This is a genomic window from Ignavibacteria bacterium, assembly GCA_041649015.1.
Taxonomy (GTDB): Bacteria; Bacteroidota; Ignavibacteria; order Tepidaquicellales; family Tepidaquicellaceae; genus CAIKZJ01.
This window is the reverse complement of record JBAZNU010000002.1, coordinates 496,023-511,699: the sequence shown is the minus strand read 5'-3', so window position 1 is coordinate 511,699 and position 15,677 is coordinate 496,023. Positions and strand designations below refer to the sequence as shown.

General features: G+C 35.7%; 15 protein-coding genes and 1 tRNA gene. 3 read left to right on the top strand and 13 right to left on the bottom strand.

The annotated features are described in order from the left end of the window. Nucleotides 1-519: 519 nt before the first annotated feature. From WC644_05410 to WC644_05395, 4 genes are all read right to left on the bottom strand, one after another. Complete coding sequence (locus WC644_05410; protein MFA5011373.1) at nt 520-1,224, bottom strand: outer membrane beta-barrel protein; 705 nt, start codon at nt 1,222-1,224, stop codon at nt 520-522. A gap of 404 nt (nt 1,225-1,628) precedes the next feature. After that, nucleotides 1,629-2,441 (bottom strand): hypothetical protein, encoded by an 813-nt coding sequence (locus WC644_05405; GenBank protein MFA5011372.1) that lies wholly within the window; start codon nt 2,439-2,441, stop codon nt 1,629-1,631. A 471-nt stretch (nt 2,442-2,912) separates the two neighbouring features. Next, entirely contained in the window at nt 2,913-3,401 is a 489-nt protein-coding gene (locus tag WC644_05400; GenBank protein ID MFA5011371.1) for a polymer-forming cytoskeletal protein, read from the bottom strand. Between the two features lie 4 nt (nt 3,402-3,405). Further along, nucleotides 3,406-4,233, bottom strand: a complete 828-nt coding sequence (locus WC644_05395) for a M23 family metallopeptidase (GenBank protein MFA5011370.1) — start codon at nt 4,231-4,233, stop codon at nt 3,406-3,408. A gap of 508 nt (nt 4,234-4,741) precedes the next feature. On the opposite strand from WC644_05395, the gene WC644_05390 reads away from it, so the two are divergent. From WC644_05390 to WC644_05380, 3 genes are all read left to right on the top strand, one after another. Continuing rightward, entirely contained in the window at nt 4,742-5,701 is a 960-nt protein-coding gene (locus tag WC644_05390; protein MFA5011369.1) for an oligopeptide/dipeptide ABC transporter ATP-binding protein, read from the top strand. Nucleotides 5,702-5,744: 43 nt separating this feature from the next. After that, nucleotides 5,745-8,297 carry a TonB-dependent receptor gene (locus tag WC644_05385; protein ID MFA5011368.1) on the top strand — a complete coding sequence of 851 codons (2,553 nt, stop codon included), beginning with the start codon at nt 5,745-5,747 and terminating at the stop codon, nt 8,295-8,297. Nucleotides 8,298-8,451: 154 nt separating this feature from the next. Next, nucleotides 8,452-8,661 (top strand): hypothetical protein, encoded by a 210-nt coding sequence (locus WC644_05380; protein ID MFA5011367.1) that lies wholly within the window; start codon nt 8,452-8,454, stop codon nt 8,659-8,661. A 52-nt stretch (nt 8,662-8,713) separates the two neighbouring features. Here WC644_05380 and rseP read toward each other — a convergent pair whose 3' ends face one another. The 9 genes from rseP to WC644_05335 all read right to left on the bottom strand — a co-directional run bounded on the left by rseP (nt 8,714) and on the right by WC644_05335 (nt 15,673). Beyond that, nucleotides 8,714-10,090, bottom strand: a complete 1,377-nt coding sequence (rseP, locus tag WC644_05375; GenBank protein ID MFA5011366.1) for an RIP metalloprotease RseP — start codon at nt 10,088-10,090, stop codon at nt 8,714-8,716. A gap of 49 nt (nt 10,091-10,139) precedes the next feature. After that, nucleotides 10,140-11,300: a 1-deoxy-D-xylulose-5-phosphate reductoisomerase gene (locus tag WC644_05370; protein ID MFA5011365.1), complete on the bottom strand. Its 1,161-nt coding sequence runs from the start codon at nt 11,298-11,300 to the stop codon at nt 10,140-10,142. 95 nt (nt 11,301-11,395) lie between these two features. Further along, nucleotides 11,396-12,007 (bottom strand): TlpA disulfide reductase family protein, encoded by a 612-nt coding sequence (locus tag WC644_05365; GenBank protein MFA5011364.1) that lies wholly within the window; start codon nt 12,005-12,007, stop codon nt 11,396-11,398. Nucleotides 12,008-12,011: 4 nt separating this feature from the next. After that, nucleotides 12,012-12,836 (bottom strand): hypothetical protein, encoded by an 825-nt coding sequence (locus tag WC644_05360; protein MFA5011363.1) that lies wholly within the window; start codon nt 12,834-12,836, stop codon nt 12,012-12,014. A 23-nt stretch (nt 12,837-12,859) separates the two neighbouring features. Beyond that, nucleotides 12,860-13,576, bottom strand: a complete 717-nt coding sequence (locus tag WC644_05355) for a sigma-70 family RNA polymerase sigma factor (protein ID MFA5011362.1) — start codon at nt 13,574-13,576, stop codon at nt 12,860-12,862. A gap of 151 nt (nt 13,577-13,727) precedes the next feature. Continuing rightward, nucleotides 13,728-13,800: transfer RNA gene (locus tag WC644_05350), tRNA-His, on the bottom strand. A 24-nt stretch (nt 13,801-13,824) separates the two neighbouring features. Beyond that, nucleotides 13,825-14,634, bottom strand: coding sequence for an alpha/beta hydrolase (locus WC644_05345; protein ID MFA5011361.1), 810 nt, complete (start codon nt 14,632-14,634; stop codon nt 13,825-13,827). Nucleotides 14,635-14,643: 9 nt separating this feature from the next. Continuing rightward, nucleotides 14,644-15,435 carry an alpha/beta hydrolase gene (locus WC644_05340; GenBank protein MFA5011360.1) on the bottom strand — a complete coding sequence of 264 codons (792 nt, stop codon included), beginning with the start codon at nt 15,433-15,435 and terminating at the stop codon, nt 14,644-14,646. Nucleotide 15,436: 1 nt separating this feature from the next. Beyond that, nucleotides 15,437-15,673, bottom strand: coding sequence for a CDGSH iron-sulfur domain-containing protein (locus tag WC644_05335; protein MFA5011359.1), 237 nt, complete (start codon nt 15,671-15,673; stop codon nt 15,437-15,439). Between the last annotated feature and the right edge of the window lie 4 nt (nt 15,674-15,677).

Here is a 15,677-nt window from a genome sequence, read left to right as displayed (position 1 = left end):
ATTCTTAATATAGTTACATTTCTTATCTCATCTGAAAACTGTTTCGTTTTAACGCAAGTTTTATAATCCGATTCATTAGAACTTTCCGTTTACTCCAGACGTACGCACTTTTCTCTTTTTTAATCAGTGAACATCATAATCAAATCAGCTTTTTCTGTTTGTATTCTTTTCTTCTATGTGTTCTCAACAGAATAAAATCTGTTGCTTTTAACGTTGATTTATTTTTCTCTGTGTTATCGTGATTATCTCTGTGTTTGTTATGGTAATATCTAACTTTATTTTTAGCTCTTGCATCGCTGTATTCACCGTGATAATTTCTTTTCTTTGTTTACAACTCAAACTATGTGTACCATTATACCCAAATGTTTTTTCATTTCTTAATTCTTGTAATAGGACCTAATAATAAACCAAAAAGCCCTGATAATTTCTAATCTACAGGGCTTTGTTACCTATTCTATGTTTATAGAACTACATCATCAGCTTTTTGTCATCTTTACTTTCGTTTCAATTAAAAAATAATTATAACGTGATTAATATACCGGCTCTTGCTGTCATAAATCCCATATTCTTCATTTCAGGATTTGTAAACTTCGAATTTGAATTCCTGAATACTTCATATGCTTTTGCATATATTCCCGTATTACCGTTGAATTTTACATTAATATCTATTCCGATTTTTGGGGCTATAGGAATTGTAATACCTCCTCCGATTGCATATCCGAATGTTGTTTCTTTGCCCGATTCTGTCGCACCGTTCAAACTGATTTCGGTTGGAGAGGAGGAGTTGCCGATTACGCGGCCTGTCAGCCTGTCATTGAAACTTAGAAAATGAACTCCTATTTCACCCCATATGTATGGTGAAATTCCTTTAGCAGGGATGATATATTTTGCACCTATCATCAGTGGAATGTCTACAGCGTTCCATGAAGGATTAAAACCGGTTACTCCTACTCCAAGGTTAGTTGTTACAAGGTCTGTGAAATATTCGTTCTTGTAAGTGAACTGATTGTATCCTGCCGTCAATGTTAAATCAACGGGAACCATAGGAATTGAATAAAACACTCCGCCTTCTATTGAAAATCCTGTTTTATACATGTCGCTGAATGCTGCAACCGGTAAGCTTGCTCCGCCTGTTAAATTGAGCTTTATAGGTGTTTGTGAATTCGCAACCGATACAAGTAAAATGACGATTGCTGCCGTAAGTAATACTTTTAAATTTTTCATGATACTTTTATAGTTTTTAAAATATTTTTGAGTATATAGTTATATTCCATTCTATTAAACATATGATACGAGGTTAACGAATATCCTTAATCAAAAATAATTGTTTTCAATCATATATACAATATTTAATCCCGTGGTCAAACGGCAGTTTTTGTACAAGACAATAATTTGCAAAGTGTATAAAATTCAATTAATTTGTTATAATAATGTTATATTTTTACCTGCTTCTTTCATATGCTGTTATTTAATAAGTGGTTTAATCATTTAAACATTCGATTAGCAAGTTTTGTTTTACTATAATAATTATTTTCCGTGTACAGAGAATTTGATGTGATTCTTTTTTAGAATTTTGAAAAGTCGGTAGGAGGGATAAACATTTTAATTCACATTGAGACCCAATTATCTTACACTATTCGTATCTCAAGTTTTTTCTGAGGTTCTTTTTTTGGTGTTTTTGACGCTTTAATTGCTTCATTGATTCTTTCTGTTGACGAAGCTTCTCTAATATATATATCATTCCCCTTTGCGACGTATCCTTCAGAGCAAACACCAATATGTGTTGTAGAATCTAATTCAGATACGAGTGCAAGAAAGATAACTATAAGGTTATAATCTTCAACTAATTTCAGGTCATTAAAATCGACAGAAAAAATAAGTTTGTACTCACCGTGTGATTTAATATAAGGTTCGGTAAATTCTTCTTTAAGAGATAGGAACTGATGGAATTTCTTTCGGCTTGAATCAACAAAATCTTCAGGAAAACCAAGGTGAAAAATCGGATATGCTTTATAAGGAGGGAAAAACATTTCCGGCAATGACTTATCCAGTTGAAAAGTAATTTCAAGTTCAGAAGAATTAAGGAGTACCTTCTTTATCAAAAGTTGGTGACTGAAACAGGGGACTACCTTTGCTTTTATGCTAACATGATTTAAACCGCAAGATTTGCTGTTTTCAGACTGAATTTTATAATAAGCATCTCTTCCCTTGTTTTCACTGTATTTCCAAACCGATTTCATATTAGGATATTGATTTATAGCTGAAGCAAATCGTGCAGAAGTACCAAATTTTGATTGATTTGTGAGATATCCTTCACTCGTGGATTTTTTATAATCTGTTGGTGCGGAAGCAACATAAGATTTTCCATTTCTAATTTTCGAGACAAAAGAGCCAAGTTTGTCCTGCAAAACTCCTAAATGTTGATCCCTGACTTTAGCCATAATGGTTTAGAATAGTATATTATTAGTATAAATACAGTCCAGGTGCGGGCTTGGTTTTAGGTTAAGGAGAGCCACGCTTAAAAAAGGCATAAGAAACGCATGAGAAACGCATTTGAAACGCATTAGTTAGAGTAAATTATTGATTTTACAGAGGTGAGGAAGACAATCGTCTTTTGAATCAAAAATGGAAGTTATGAAACTAAATATTTGTCTGTTTCCATTCATGTTTAATCTATTACACTTTATAAATTCAATTAAAATTGCATAAAATATAAATAAAAGTCAAGTGAAAATTTTCTTCATAATATATAAAATTAACAAATGATTACTTTAAACATTTACTTTAGAAAACAAAGCTAACCATAATAATTATATGATTGTTAAATATAGATATATAATCTTAATCATATCTAATTCTTAAGTCAGGAGAATGCTAAATACCAAAAGAAAAATCAGAGTCAATACAGATTTTTACCCGAACTTCTTAATCTGAACGTTATCGTCTATTTTACCCTCTTTTTTCATTTCAGGTTTTATCTCTTTCGGGATATTGAAAGCTTCATTTTTAACTTGCGGTTTTTCCTCGTTCATATTGCAATGCCCCGTAAACACTCCTCCCGGTTCCATGACAAGTTGATTAATCTTAACATCGCCGTAAACCTTGCCCCCTTTTTTAACTTCAAGTTTATCAGCTTTAACATTACCTTTAACGTGACCGTAAACTGTTACGTCAATCGACATAATATCACCTTCGATAGATCCTTTTTCACCAATTATAAGTCCGCTTTCACCGGTTAGATTACCCTTTACTATTCCGTCGATTTTAGTCGTGCCCGGCGAGAATAAATTTCCATCGAATTTACAGCCTTCGCTGATGAGTGTGCGGATTTGTGCACTCTGAACTCTTGCCGGTGATGTATATGTTTCAACCGGTTTCTCTGCTTCTTTTTTTCCGAACATAATACTATTGTTTAATGTTTAAAAATTCTTCAGGATTCACGTAATCTTCTTTAAATCGTATCTCATAATGGAGATGTGGTCCTGTTGACCTTCCCGTAGAACCAACATAACCTATAACGTCACCTGCATTTACAAAATCGCCCGATTTCACTTTGTAATCCGAAAGATGACCAAACCTTGTTGTAAGTCCGTTTCCATGGTCAATAACCACGCATTTACCGTACCCGCCGTCATAATCAGACAAAATAACCTTTCCTCCCGCCGTGCATTTCACAGGGTTTCCGATTTCACCTTTTATATCAAGCCCTTTATGAAACTCTGAACCTCTGCCGCTGAATGGGTTTGAACGGTAACCAAAAAATGATTTGTGTTCCCCGATAAGCGGCAAACCGATAGGTACATTCCTAACGGTATTTAAAATAGTGGTTGTCTTATCAAGATAAAACTCATAAATTCTTATATCTGGATTTTCATCATCCGCGGGACCCCCTGAATTATCTTTGCTGAATATACCGCGTTCAATAAGGTATTTGTTGATGTCGTTTATATTCTGGTCAATGTCGTTAACCTTCTTCTTAATCTCGAGAGAATCAAGCATCTTCAGATCGCTCTTCAGCGACAGTACATTGTTGTTCAGTTTTGATATTTCATTGTTAGCTACTTTCAGCAGAACCACGAGCAGCACAAGAGACAGCAGCAGTACAGAAAGCGCTATTGCAGTCGTTCTTGCGTAAGATTTTAGCTTCTCAACATGCTTTGTTTTTACAGTGTAAAATTTTGTTTCGGCATTATCATTACTTACCAGAAATATGGTTGTAAATCTATGTTTCATCGATTTAGATGGATTATGATAAAACATAAATATAAGATTTTTTAGTGAATAATGAAATAAAAATATTTTATATCGAAATTTGGGAGATTCACATCTATTCAAATTAAAAATTTAAAGTAATTGTTTTGGACAGCGGAATGCATACGAATATATTTGAATAAGGGGTTGTTTTAGAAAATGATAAAATAAACACGGTATCTGTCCAAATTAGGCTGTAAATGAATGTTTATTTGAGTTCCCAAGTTAATTTGGATAGCTGTGTGGATACTTGCAAACGAGTATTTATTATTAATGTCAGTTATGTATCTGCATCTGTATATCTCATATAAATGGTTTTTCATTAAGAAATAAAAATAATTATGCTGTTAATATCAGCCCGTAAATTCTAACTATACATGAATATTAACAACGGTTTTATTCGAAGGAATTATATCAGACCTTAACTTTATTTCCAAAGATTTATTGTTAATATAATTGTATGACATGTTTATAATTACTAATTTATTAAATGCAAAATTATCTAATCGAAGTAAGAAATTTAACTAAGCGGTATACTGAACGGAAACTTTTTGGAAAACCAAAGAATGTACTTACAGCGGTTGATGATGTGTCATTCACAATACCTAAAGGAAAAACCCTTGGACTTGTAGGTGAGTCTGGATGCGGAAAATCTACCATAGGCAGATGCATATTGCGGTTAGTAGACAGTGATGAGGGTAACATTCTTATTGACGGAAAAGATATTCTTAGCATTGCGGAAAAGGATTTTATACCGTACAGGAAGAAGATGCAGATAGTTTTTCAGGATCCTTATTCGACTTTAAATCCTCGCATGACGGTCGGAAGTATTTTAAATGAAGTTGTTAAGTTTCATAAAATAAGAAAGGGAAGGGAAGTCTCTGTTTACATCAATAAACTGCTTGACAAGGCAGGTCTGAGTTCAAGAGCAGTAAATAAATACCCCCACGAATTTTCGGGTGGACAAAGGCAGCGTATAGCTATAGCAAGGGCGCTCGCTGTTGAGCCGGAGTTTATTGTTTGTGATGAACCGGTATCTGCTCTTGACGTTTCTATACAATCCCAGATTTTAAACCTTCTGAAAGATTTACAAGAGGAGTTCAATCTCACGTATTTGTTCATTTCTCACAATCTATCCGTTGTAAGACACGTATCCGATTCTGTAGCCGTAATGTATTTAGGCAGAATTGTAGAACAGGCTGAAACAGAAGAATTATTCAGTAATTATTTTCATCCTTATACAAAAGCACTTATGGACGCAATACCAGATGTTGGGAAGAAGAAAATCAGTGCAGTCGTAAAAGGCGAGCTACCCTTTGCAACCGGCAAACCTAAAGGCTGTTATTACGTTACTCGGTGCAGGGAAGCGATGGAAATATGCAGTTCTTTGTATCCTGAAGTACATACGGAAAAGGGGCATTTAATCTCCTGTCATCTGAAACTTAAGTGAGTGTATATTCGTTTGTATGTATATACATTAAATTGAAACATTCATGAATAAACTTTATAGGATAATATTTGTCGTTTTACTGAGCATCGTGTTTACGGGTAGTGTTTTCGCTCAAACCGACACAGGCATTAGCACAATAAAGGGGATTGTAACGAACGCAAAAGACAAGAAACTTTCCGGCGTAACAATCTCAATATTAAATAAGAATACATTCGATATATTCAGGGGAAAATCAAACACTTCAGGAGAATATTCTATTCTCGCTCCGAAAGGAAATTATAAACTTAATGCAAACCTTGAGAATTACGGTATCTTCGAGCTGGATGATGTTGACCTCACTGGAAAATCAGATGTAACAATAAATATTACGCTTACTGAAAAACTGTTCAGCACTGAGGAAATTGAAGTATTCGGTCAGAAGCAAAGCCAGAGCGACCTAAGAACGAGCTGGTTTAACGTCTCACCCTCAAACATTAAGGTTTTACCCGGTGGTCTTGAGGATGTGATGCGTTCTTTAAAATCATTACCCGGTGTAACTGCTCCGAATGATTTCACATCACAGCTCGTCGTTCGAGGCTCGGGACCCGACCAGAACTTGATTATCATGGATGAAGTTGAAATCTTCAATCCTTACAGACTTTATGGACTCGTAAGTATGTTCAATCCCGAAACTCTTAGCGATATTAACCTAATAACAGGCGGATTTCCCGCAAAGTACGGCGACAGGCTTTCTGCAGTACTTGACGTAACTAATAAAGAGGGGATTTCAGATAAACCGTTTAGTTTACTCGCTAATGTTAATATAGCTAATGCAAATGTCGTAATGCAGGGAAGAAATCCGCTGAAAATTCCAGGTTCATGGATTGTGTCCGCAAGGAGAACTTATTACGACTTAATTCTCGGTCCGTTTGCAAGAAATGCAGGTCTCATTACAGACAATTCTTCATTTCCGGCTTTTCAGGATGTTCAGTTTAAGTTTGCTTTCGGTCCTTTTGAGAAACACAGGTTTCTGGTTAACGGAATATTTTCGAGGGACGGGGTGGATATTGTCCCGGGCACTGAAAGGTCAGACCCTGACTCAGTTGCGGTCAATGACGTAACTACAAATAATGTGCTTTCAATCGGTTGGCATTACAATCCGAATCCAAGGTTCATTTCCAAAACGACTCTGTCATGGTACAGAAACAGCGGCGATAATCAGTTTGAGGGAGATATACTCGATCCTTTGATTGACAGGGAAGGACTCTCTCCCGGACAGCGAGACAGCTTAAAAGCTATTGGAGCGCTTCTGGGTTTCGGATTCAGCTCGCAGTATGCATTCAGGAAAATATCGCTTGGTAATAGGTCTGTTTTAGTCTCAGGAAGGATTAAATACGAATTCGGCGGGGGAGTAGATGTTATAAGAAATGATTTAATATACACTCTTAACCTTGACGATGCCTTCAGAAATTTTATTAATTCATTCACAAACGCAAGGTCTTTGCTTGAGGATTTTATGATTGAAGGAAAGGATAATTACAGAGGCAGTGCTTACGGACAGGCAAGGTTTGAGATTGGAAAGCAGTATTTTATTCAGCCTTCTCTGAGAGCAGATTATTATTCATTGTTGAGTAAAATATATTTATCACCGAGGATTAACCTCGGGTATGCTTTCGATCCACTGACTACATTGCGAACATCTGTCGGACTATACTATCAATCACCCGGTTACGAAAAGTTAGTTGACGGCCAGAACTTTTATGACCTCGAAAATCCTCAGGTGACAGACCTTAAAGCCGAAAGAGCAATTCATTTTGTCCTCGGCATTGACAGATGGATTGACAATTCATGGCTCTTTAAAGTTGAGGGTTACTATAAGAAATTTGACGATTTGATTACATCTCAGAGGCTGACAGCTTATAAGTACAAATTTACACCTTTAGACCCGGCGAATAATGACCCGAATTATCTGAAAAATCCTTTAAACTGGGTGAGGTCGGCAGAAAGGTATGCGGTGGATTCTGTTACCTCCATACCAGTGAATGCGAGTTCGGGAGATGCATACGGGTTTGAAATTAGTCTCGAAAGAAAATACACTGGTCCAAAAACAAAATTATTCGGATGGATAAACTATTCATACTCAAAAGCGACACGTCAAAGATACGGATCTGAAGCTCTATTCAGGTTCGACCAGACACACAATATAAATATCGTCTTGAACTATAGGGTGAACAGTTGGTTTGAAATCGGTGTGAAGTGGAATTATGCGAGCAATTTTCCTTTTACTGAACCCGTAGGGATTACACCGAGAATTCTTAACGATTCTCTGGTCGTTAATCCTCTTTCTAATCAGGTGCTTTTTAATCTTGACTACGGAACTGATGAAAACAGATTATCTTCAAGAAAACCCGCTTACCATAGGCTCGATTTGAGGTTTTCTGCATTCGCAAGATTCTGGAACGCTGATTGGACTTTTTACCTTGATGTCATAAATGTGTATAACCGAAAAAATGTCCTGAGCTATGATTATAACCTGAACAGCAATTTACAAATTACTCAAAGAACAACCGGAATGTTTCCTATACTGCCTACATTCGGAATTAATGCGAAATTCTAATCACTAACCTTTGAAAGATAGTTCATCAACTCTAATATTAGTCGATTAACTATGTTTTCTTTGAATTAGCCTCAAAACTTATTAAAATTAATCCTATTCTGCATAATTTCTTGGCATGATAGTTGTATAATAAATTGCATAAAAAGGAGTAAAAATGAATCAAAAATTAAATAGTCGTTTTGATAAAAAAACAACTGAGATTAGCGATGTATTTAATAAAATAGAGGGAGAACTCAGTAGACTTTACGAAAGTAGTATGATAAGTTTATCAGGGAAATCAAAAGAAGAGACCCGGAAACCGGATACTGTTTTCCAGCAAAAAGAATATAAAGGCAATTGGGCAAAATTGCTTAGAATGCAATAAGAAAAGGCGGGTAAGAAATCACCCGCCTTTTTCATTTAAGTACAAAATCTTATTATTTTATCGAAATTATATCATTATAGATTACAAACAACATCAAAGCAATTAAAAGTATAAATCCAACATTCTGTAATGCAATCTGTACTTTATGTGGTACAGGCCTTCTAAATACAGCTTCCCAAACAAGTATTACAAAATGTCCGCCGTCTAGTGCAGGGAAGGGAAGTATGTTAATAACTGCCAGTGACATAGACAGCAATGCAACAAATCCTATGAAAGCAGCAAATCCGCTTTCTGCAGACTGGGCTGATGCCTGTGCAATTTTAATCGGTCCGCCTATCGCTTTTTTAAAAGGAATGTCTCCGATTATCACTTTACCAATCGATTTGAAAAACACTTCTATCCCAAAATAATACATATCCGAAAAAGCGCGGGGAATTGCAGTAATTACATTATACTTAACTTCCTTTACAGTACCTTCATATTTTGTCGCAATATCAATTCCTATTGTAGAATCAGCTCCGACAGAAATTAGTGAAGACATCTCTGTTTCGTTGCGCATCCACTTAATCTCAACGTCTTTATTGGCATTCAGTTTTATGTTATCAATTAGTTCCTGAGTGTTATCAATTTTTTGTCCGGAAACATAACTAATTCTATCTCCTTTTGTCAGTCCCGCAAATTCAGCAGGTTTTCCTGATACCGTGCCGTTCAGCACAGGATACATTTTTTCCGGATAAAGCCCAAACGCTTTATCGCTGAGTATACCTACTTTCTCTTTTGGAATCTTTACAGTTATATTTTGTGAATTTCTTAATAGGTCAATTGATATTGATTCACCGAGATTATCTATGTATAGAGCGCTCTGTACGTCATCCCAGTATGAAATGGGCTGGTTGTTTATTGATAAAATCTTATCGTACTTCTGAATACCGAATTCTGCAGCTGTAGAACCTTTTGCCACATAACCTATCGTAGTAGTGTCAATCAGGCTTTTGCCCTTAAAAATTGAAAGTGAATAAAAAATTAAGAATGCGAGAAATATATTCATTATTACTCCCGCAGTTATTACTATCATTCTTTTCCAGACCGGTTTTGCCCTGTATTCCCAAGGCTGAGGAGGTTTGTTTATAAATTCCTTGTCCATGCTTTCATCAATCATACCCGGAATTTTCACGTAACCCCCGATAGGGAATGCGCAAATTCTGTAATCGGTATGATTTCCAAGAGATTCTTCAGTTTCCTTCTTAAGCTTTCCGAAAGTAAAACCATCAAGTCTGTTCCATCCGAAAAGCCTGTATCCCATACCGAAAGCAAAAACTTCAGCCCTCATTCCTGTTGCCCGGGCAGCGAAGAAATGTCCGAACTCGTGTACGAAAACCAGTACACCGATTACTATTAAAAAATAAAATATTGTGCTTAGTATTTCCATAATTAATTTAGTTTCTATACGTAATTAACAATTAAAAGTTGATAAAAATTTAATAATATTTTGCTGCTAAATTCTTCCTTGTGTGTGCATCTGCTTCAATAATATCTTCTATACTCAATGTATCAACAGACTTATGTTTTGATAAAGAATCATCTATTATATCAGCAATATGCGTAAATTTTATCTTCTCCTTAAGGTATAGGTCAACGGCAATTTCGTTTGCAGCATTCAGAACAGCAGGATATGTCCCTTCAAGTTTCATCACATCGTATGCAAGCTTGAGGCATTTGAAACTCTCTAAATCAACACTTTCAAAGTCCATTCTTTTTACTTTTGTTAAATCTAAAGAAGGATATCCCGTTTTTATTCTCTCCGGATAAGTCAGTGCAAACTGAATAGGCACTTTCATATCCGGAATCCCCAGCTGGGATTTTATTGATGTATCGTGAAACTCTATCATTGAGTGAATAATAGACTGAGGATGAATTACAACGTCCAGAATCTCGGGGCTGACTTTGAAGAGCCATTTTGCTTCAATCAGTTCAAGCCCTTTATTCATCATTGTTGCTGAATCGATTGTGATTTTATTCCCCATGTTCCAGTTTGGATGCTTTAAAGCCTGTGAAACGGTCACATCTTTAAGACGGTTTATGTTATAACCTCTGAACGGTCCTCCCGAAGCAGTAAGTATAATCTTCTTCACGTTTTCCATTTTCTCGCCCATCAAACATTGAAGAATTGCTGAATGCTCGCTGTCAATTGGAATTATTTCTGAGTGGTATAATGCGCATAGTTCATTAATAAGCTTGCCAGCTACAACCATAGTTTCTTTGTTAGCAAGAGCTATTTTCTTTCCTGCTTTAATTGCAGCAATAGTAGGCAAAGTACCCGCAAATCCGACAAATGAATTTATAAGTATATTGTAATTATCCCTGCCTGCGAGTTCGTTTAATGCTTTTTCGCCGTTTAGAAGTTCTGTGCCATTAAAAACACCCGATGTTTTCGCTTCCTTAAAAGAAGATTCGTTATTAATAAAAACTGTTTTCGGCTTGAACTCATCGGCTTGCTTTTTAAGAATTGATATGCTGCTGTTTCCGCTAATGAAAACAACTTCAAAATCAAATCCTTCTTTTCGCAGGTTCTTTATAACTTCCAGGGAATTTTGGCCTATCGACCCGGTTGAACCGAGTATACCTACCTTATATTTCATTTATAGATTAATTACCAAAAATAGCAAATTAAATCGTTAATATCCAATAAAAAACCCTCTTGTATAGAGGGTTTTGCGGAAAACTATAATTGTATTTATAAATACTTTTTAATTGATGACATGAATGTTTCTTTATCTCTCATACCGACCATTGTATCTACTATCTTCCCGTTTTTGTCAATTATCAATGTTGTTGGCACTCCTTCCATTTTTGAGCCCATCGCTTTTTCAAATGCGGCAACGACTTCATCGTTCCCGTCGAGAATAGGATAAGATACAGGAATCTGCTGCAGTACGGTCTCAATCGTCGGCGAACCTTTAAAGAATACGTTTATTCCGTACATCTTGAAATCCTTATCCTTTAATTCTGTGTTTATTAAAGATAAATCCGGCATTTCCTTTTTGCAAGGAGCGCACCATGTAGCCCAAAAATTTATTAAGAGTACTTTCCCTTTTTGGTCTGCAAGTGTTACCTTTTTGCCGTTTTCATCCCAGGTTACATTTGGAAGTAATTTTTCAGATTTTGATTCCTCAACTGCCGAAATCTTGAATATCTGAGATGATGAAGCAGAAGTATTGGAAGATGTATTCTGCTGTTGTGTTGTTTCTGTCTTCTTTTGCTCTGTTTTTGGTGCTTCTTCTTTTTTACCGCATGAAGAAATCACAAACAGAATTGCAATTACAGTAATTAGATTTAAGATTTTCATTAATTTATTTATAATTAGTTAAGACAAATGCTATTTCTTTCGCATCGAGTTTTGATACACTCGAGCAAATTACTCCATTTCTAAACCAAATAACAGTACAATCGTTATTATTTTTCTCGCATTCAATCCAGTTATGACCGTCTGCAATTTCCTGTCTGTGATTCTTGTGGAGAACGAGTTTGTCATCATCCATTAAATCTTTTCTGTTCATTTGCATCGTATATATCAGCTTGTCATTTTTACGGTGAATGAAATGGACGACCTTTTCATCGTTAAGTTCATTAACTGTACCTCCAATTAATACAGCATCTTTTAATTCGGGTACGAAAACACTGAATCCGGCTGAACCGCTCAGTATTTTCTGTAGTTCCAATGCGTTTGAATTGACATGCTGCAGTTGTATCTCATTATTCTCGTATTTAGAAAATAAATCATGAGACAGATGAACAAAGTCTGAATCATGCGTATAAAGAGAATTATAAATATAATAACCGAGGAAAAGAACAAGTGCGGCTGCAACAGGGTAAAGATAAAAGTAAACTGTGAATTTATGATCCTTGTTTTTCTTGATAAGTTCTTTGCGTCTTTTGGTTTCCGAATCGATGTTATTCTTTATTTTCTTGATAATGTCTTCTGAGGGCTGCGATTTTCTGAAGTGTTTTCTATAGTATGCCGTGAATCCTTTTTCAAACTCATAATGCATACGGAAATTTGAATCAGACTCAATATGCCTTATTACAAATTCTTTCTCATCAATACTGCATTCATTGTCTATGAATGCAGTTATAAGTGTATAATCAACGTTATTTTCTCCGTATTGTGTAATCATTAAATAATTTGAAGAAGGAAGTATCAAACTACGGCGTTCTCTACGTCGTAGCCTCTGGTTTTAGCATAGTTGTAAAGTTTTTGAGCAAGTAGTTTTCTTGCCCGGTGTAGACGGCTGCGTACTGTACCAATGGGGCACTGAACAAAGTCGGCAATTTCTTCATAGCTGAGTCCTTCAAGGTCACAAAGTATAATGACTGTCTTAAAGTCATCCTGCAAAGTGTTAAGCGCTCTCGTGACTTCATCATCCAAAAGGTTGTTAAATACTTTCTCTTGAAGGTCTGCTGAATCAAGCCGATCTGATTTTATCGTCTCAAAGAAATTCTCAATTTCATCGTAATCAACCTGACCTGGAGTTTTCTGAATCTTCCTGTAATTGTTAATGAACAAATTTTTCATAATACGAAACAACCATGCTTTACAATTGGTTCCTTTTTCGAATTTATGGAAAAAACGGTATGCTCGCAGATAGGTCTCCTGTAACAGGTCGTTGGCATCATCCTGGCTTCCGGTCATTTTAAAAGCATAGTTATACAATATACCGATGTGCGGTAATGCTTCTTTTTCAAATTCCCGTTTAAGCTCTTCTACTTCTTCCTCGCTAAGATATCCCTCAATTCCAGATTCTTCCTCTTCCTGACTTTCATTTTCATTCTCTTCGTCGTAATCTGCTAATCGTTCGTCTTTTGGCGGAAGTACATTTGCTTTTTTATTCTTGCTATTTTCTTTCTTTCTCGCCATAGATAGATAAACTAATTATTTCGGTTTACATAATCAAGTGAAAATCTAAAAAATAAAAGTTCCCGAAAAATTAAATAAAGAATAATTAAAGAAATATTGAGAAACTAAAAAAGTTCCCACTATTTTAAAGAAATGCTAAAGGAGTGAAGAGGGCGAATAACGGGGCTCGAACCCGTGACATTCAGAGCCACAATCTGACGCTCTACCAACTGAGCTATACCCGCCATGTATGCAAAAATATATCCTATTTAAGAATTAATTTCAATCCCATTAAGAAACCATTCGAGAATTTTATTAAACTCATAAGGATTCTCCATATTGCACAAATGCCCGCTGTTTGTCATCTTCAATAGTGTGGTAAATGTACTTTTATTCCTGTTATCGCAAAATTTTGAGAAAAGCATATCCATTTGATCCGAAGAATTTATTCTATCCTCTGTACCCGATATCATAAGAACAGATACATCTATTTTATTAACCAGATTAAGTGTTTTAATTCTCGTTGAGAGTGCAAGAAGGTTGCCGCAAATGCCTTCGTTAGTATTATTCCTGATAATTTCCTTAACCTTTTCCGATATTTCTTTCTTGTTCTCCGGAATTAGATTTGGTATAAGTTTATTCAGATAAGCAACTCTGCCGCCCGATTTAATCTTAATAATCTGTGAAGACCTTTTTAATATTTCTTCGTCTTCATCTTTATCTGCTTTTGTGTTTACCAGAGTTATCGAATGAAATCTATCGGCGTCTTTTAAAACTGCTCTTAGGAGCGTATAACCACCCATAGAAAGACCGACAGCATTTACTTTGGATAGCTTCAGTCTGTTTATAATATGGAAAAAGTCATTAACAAGCTTTTCCATCGAAAAGACATTGTCATTCGAGCTGCTCTTGCCAAGTCCTCTTGTATCGTAAGTAATAACCCTGAATTTATCAGTGAAATATGCGACTTGTTCATCCCACATCTTGCTCGATAAAGGAAAACTGTGGACGAAAAGGAGAGGTGCTCCTTTTCCTCCGTAGTCATTCACATTCACTCCAAGTACATTTATGCTTCTCAATCTATTGTATTATTCATTGTGCTTTTCAAGAAAACCTTTAAGAGATCTATTAAATTCCACAGGATTTTCCATGTTGCTCAAATGACCTGAATCTTTTATCACATGCATTTCAGAATTTCTGAATTCCTCTTTAATTTTTATACCTGCTTCTATTGGAGTCAGGACATCATGCTCACCAACTATTACAAGAGCGGGCATATTGCAGTTTTTAAACGCTCCTACATTATCGGATCGAGTAGCGAGTGCGAGAAGAGCACCACAGATTCCTTCATCATTATTATCTTCAATAATAGAATAAATTTTCGACATTAACTCTTTGTTCTTGAAGTTTTCGCTTGATACAAGATTTTTAGTAAATGTTTCAAGGAATTCTTGTCGCTTTCCTGTTTTGATTCTCTGTATTGCGGTAGCTCGTGAAGATAGTCCATCATTTGAATCCCTTTCCAGACGTGTATCGGCAAGAATAACTGTTTTAAACAATTCGGGATTTTTTAATAAAGCTCTTTGAATTATGTATCCTCCCATAGACAGCCCTGCAGCGTTCACTTTTTCGAGTTTAAGTACATTTATTAGATTGATTAAATCATCAGCGTAGGTTTCCATCATGAATTGATTGTCATTCTGTGAACTTTTACCGAGACCCCTTATGTCATAAGTTACAACCCTGTAATCAGTACCGAATGTTGAAACCTGATTTTCCCACATCTTTAAACTGAGGGGAAATGCATGGACAAATAAAAGAGGAATTTTCCCGTTATCCGAATCTTTAACCGCGAGCCCGTTTATATTCAAATTTTTCATGTCATAAAATTTTATGTGTTCCGTCGCAGAATGGACTGTTTTTTGTGTTCTTGCATGCGCACCATGCAACTTTTCTATCCTCGGTAATATCCACTTTTATCGGGGAAAATGTCGTTCCTTTGTGTGATCCATTACAGTAGGGCTGATTATTTGATCGGCCGCATGAACACCAGTAATAAGTCCCGACTTTTTCATCTTTTATGATTGGTGATTTCTGAAATACCTTTGGTTCTTCCATATTT

Bases quoted from the DNA above. Each gene is read 5' to 3' on its own strand.
- WC644_05390 (MFA5011369.1), top strand. From the start codon at position 4,742: ATGCAAAATTATCTAATCGAAGTAAGAAATTTAACTAAGCGGTATACT.
- WC644_05340 (MFA5011360.1), bottom strand. From the start codon at position 15,435: ATGAAAAATTTGAATATAAACGGGCTCGCGGTTAAAGATTCGGATAAC.
- WC644_05400 (MFA5011371.1), bottom strand. From the start codon at position 3,401: ATGTTCGGAAAAAAAGAAGCAGAGAAACCGGTTGAAACATATACATCA.
- WC644_05395 (MFA5011370.1), bottom strand. From the start codon at position 4,233: ATGAAACATAGATTTACAACCATATTTCTGGTAAGTAATGATAATGCC.
- WC644_05355 (MFA5011362.1), bottom strand. From the start codon at position 13,576: ATGGCGAGAAAGAAAGAAAATAGCAAGAATAAAAAAGCAAATGTACTT.
- WC644_05365 (MFA5011364.1), bottom strand. From the start codon at position 12,007: ATGAAAATCTTAAATCTAATTACTGTAATTGCAATTCTGTTTGTGATT.
- WC644_05360 (MFA5011363.1), bottom strand. From the start codon at position 12,836: ATGATTACACAATACGGAGAAAATAACGTTGATTATACACTTATAACT.
- WC644_05380 (MFA5011367.1), top strand. From the start codon at position 8,452: ATGAATCAAAAATTAAATAGTCGTTTTGATAAAAAAACAACTGAGATT.
- WC644_05410 (MFA5011373.1), bottom strand. From the start codon at position 1,224: ATGAAAAATTTAAAAGTATTACTTACGGCAGCAATCGTCATTTTACTT.
- WC644_05370 (MFA5011365.1), bottom strand. From the start codon at position 11,300: ATGAAATATAAGGTAGGTATACTCGGTTCAACCGGGTCGATAGGCCAA.
- WC644_05385 (MFA5011368.1), top strand. From the start codon at position 5,745: ATGAATAAACTTTATAGGATAATATTTGTCGTTTTACTGAGCATCGTG.
- rseP (MFA5011366.1), bottom strand. From the start codon at position 10,090: ATGGAAATACTAAGCACAATATTTTATTTTTTAATAGTAATCGGTGTA.
- WC644_05405 (MFA5011372.1), bottom strand. From the start codon at position 2,441: ATGGCTAAAGTCAGGGATCAACATTTAGGAGTTTTGCAGGACAAACTT.
- WC644_05335 (MFA5011359.1), bottom strand. From the start codon at position 15,673: ATGGAAGAACCAAAGGTATTTCAGAAATCACCAATCATAAAAGATGAA.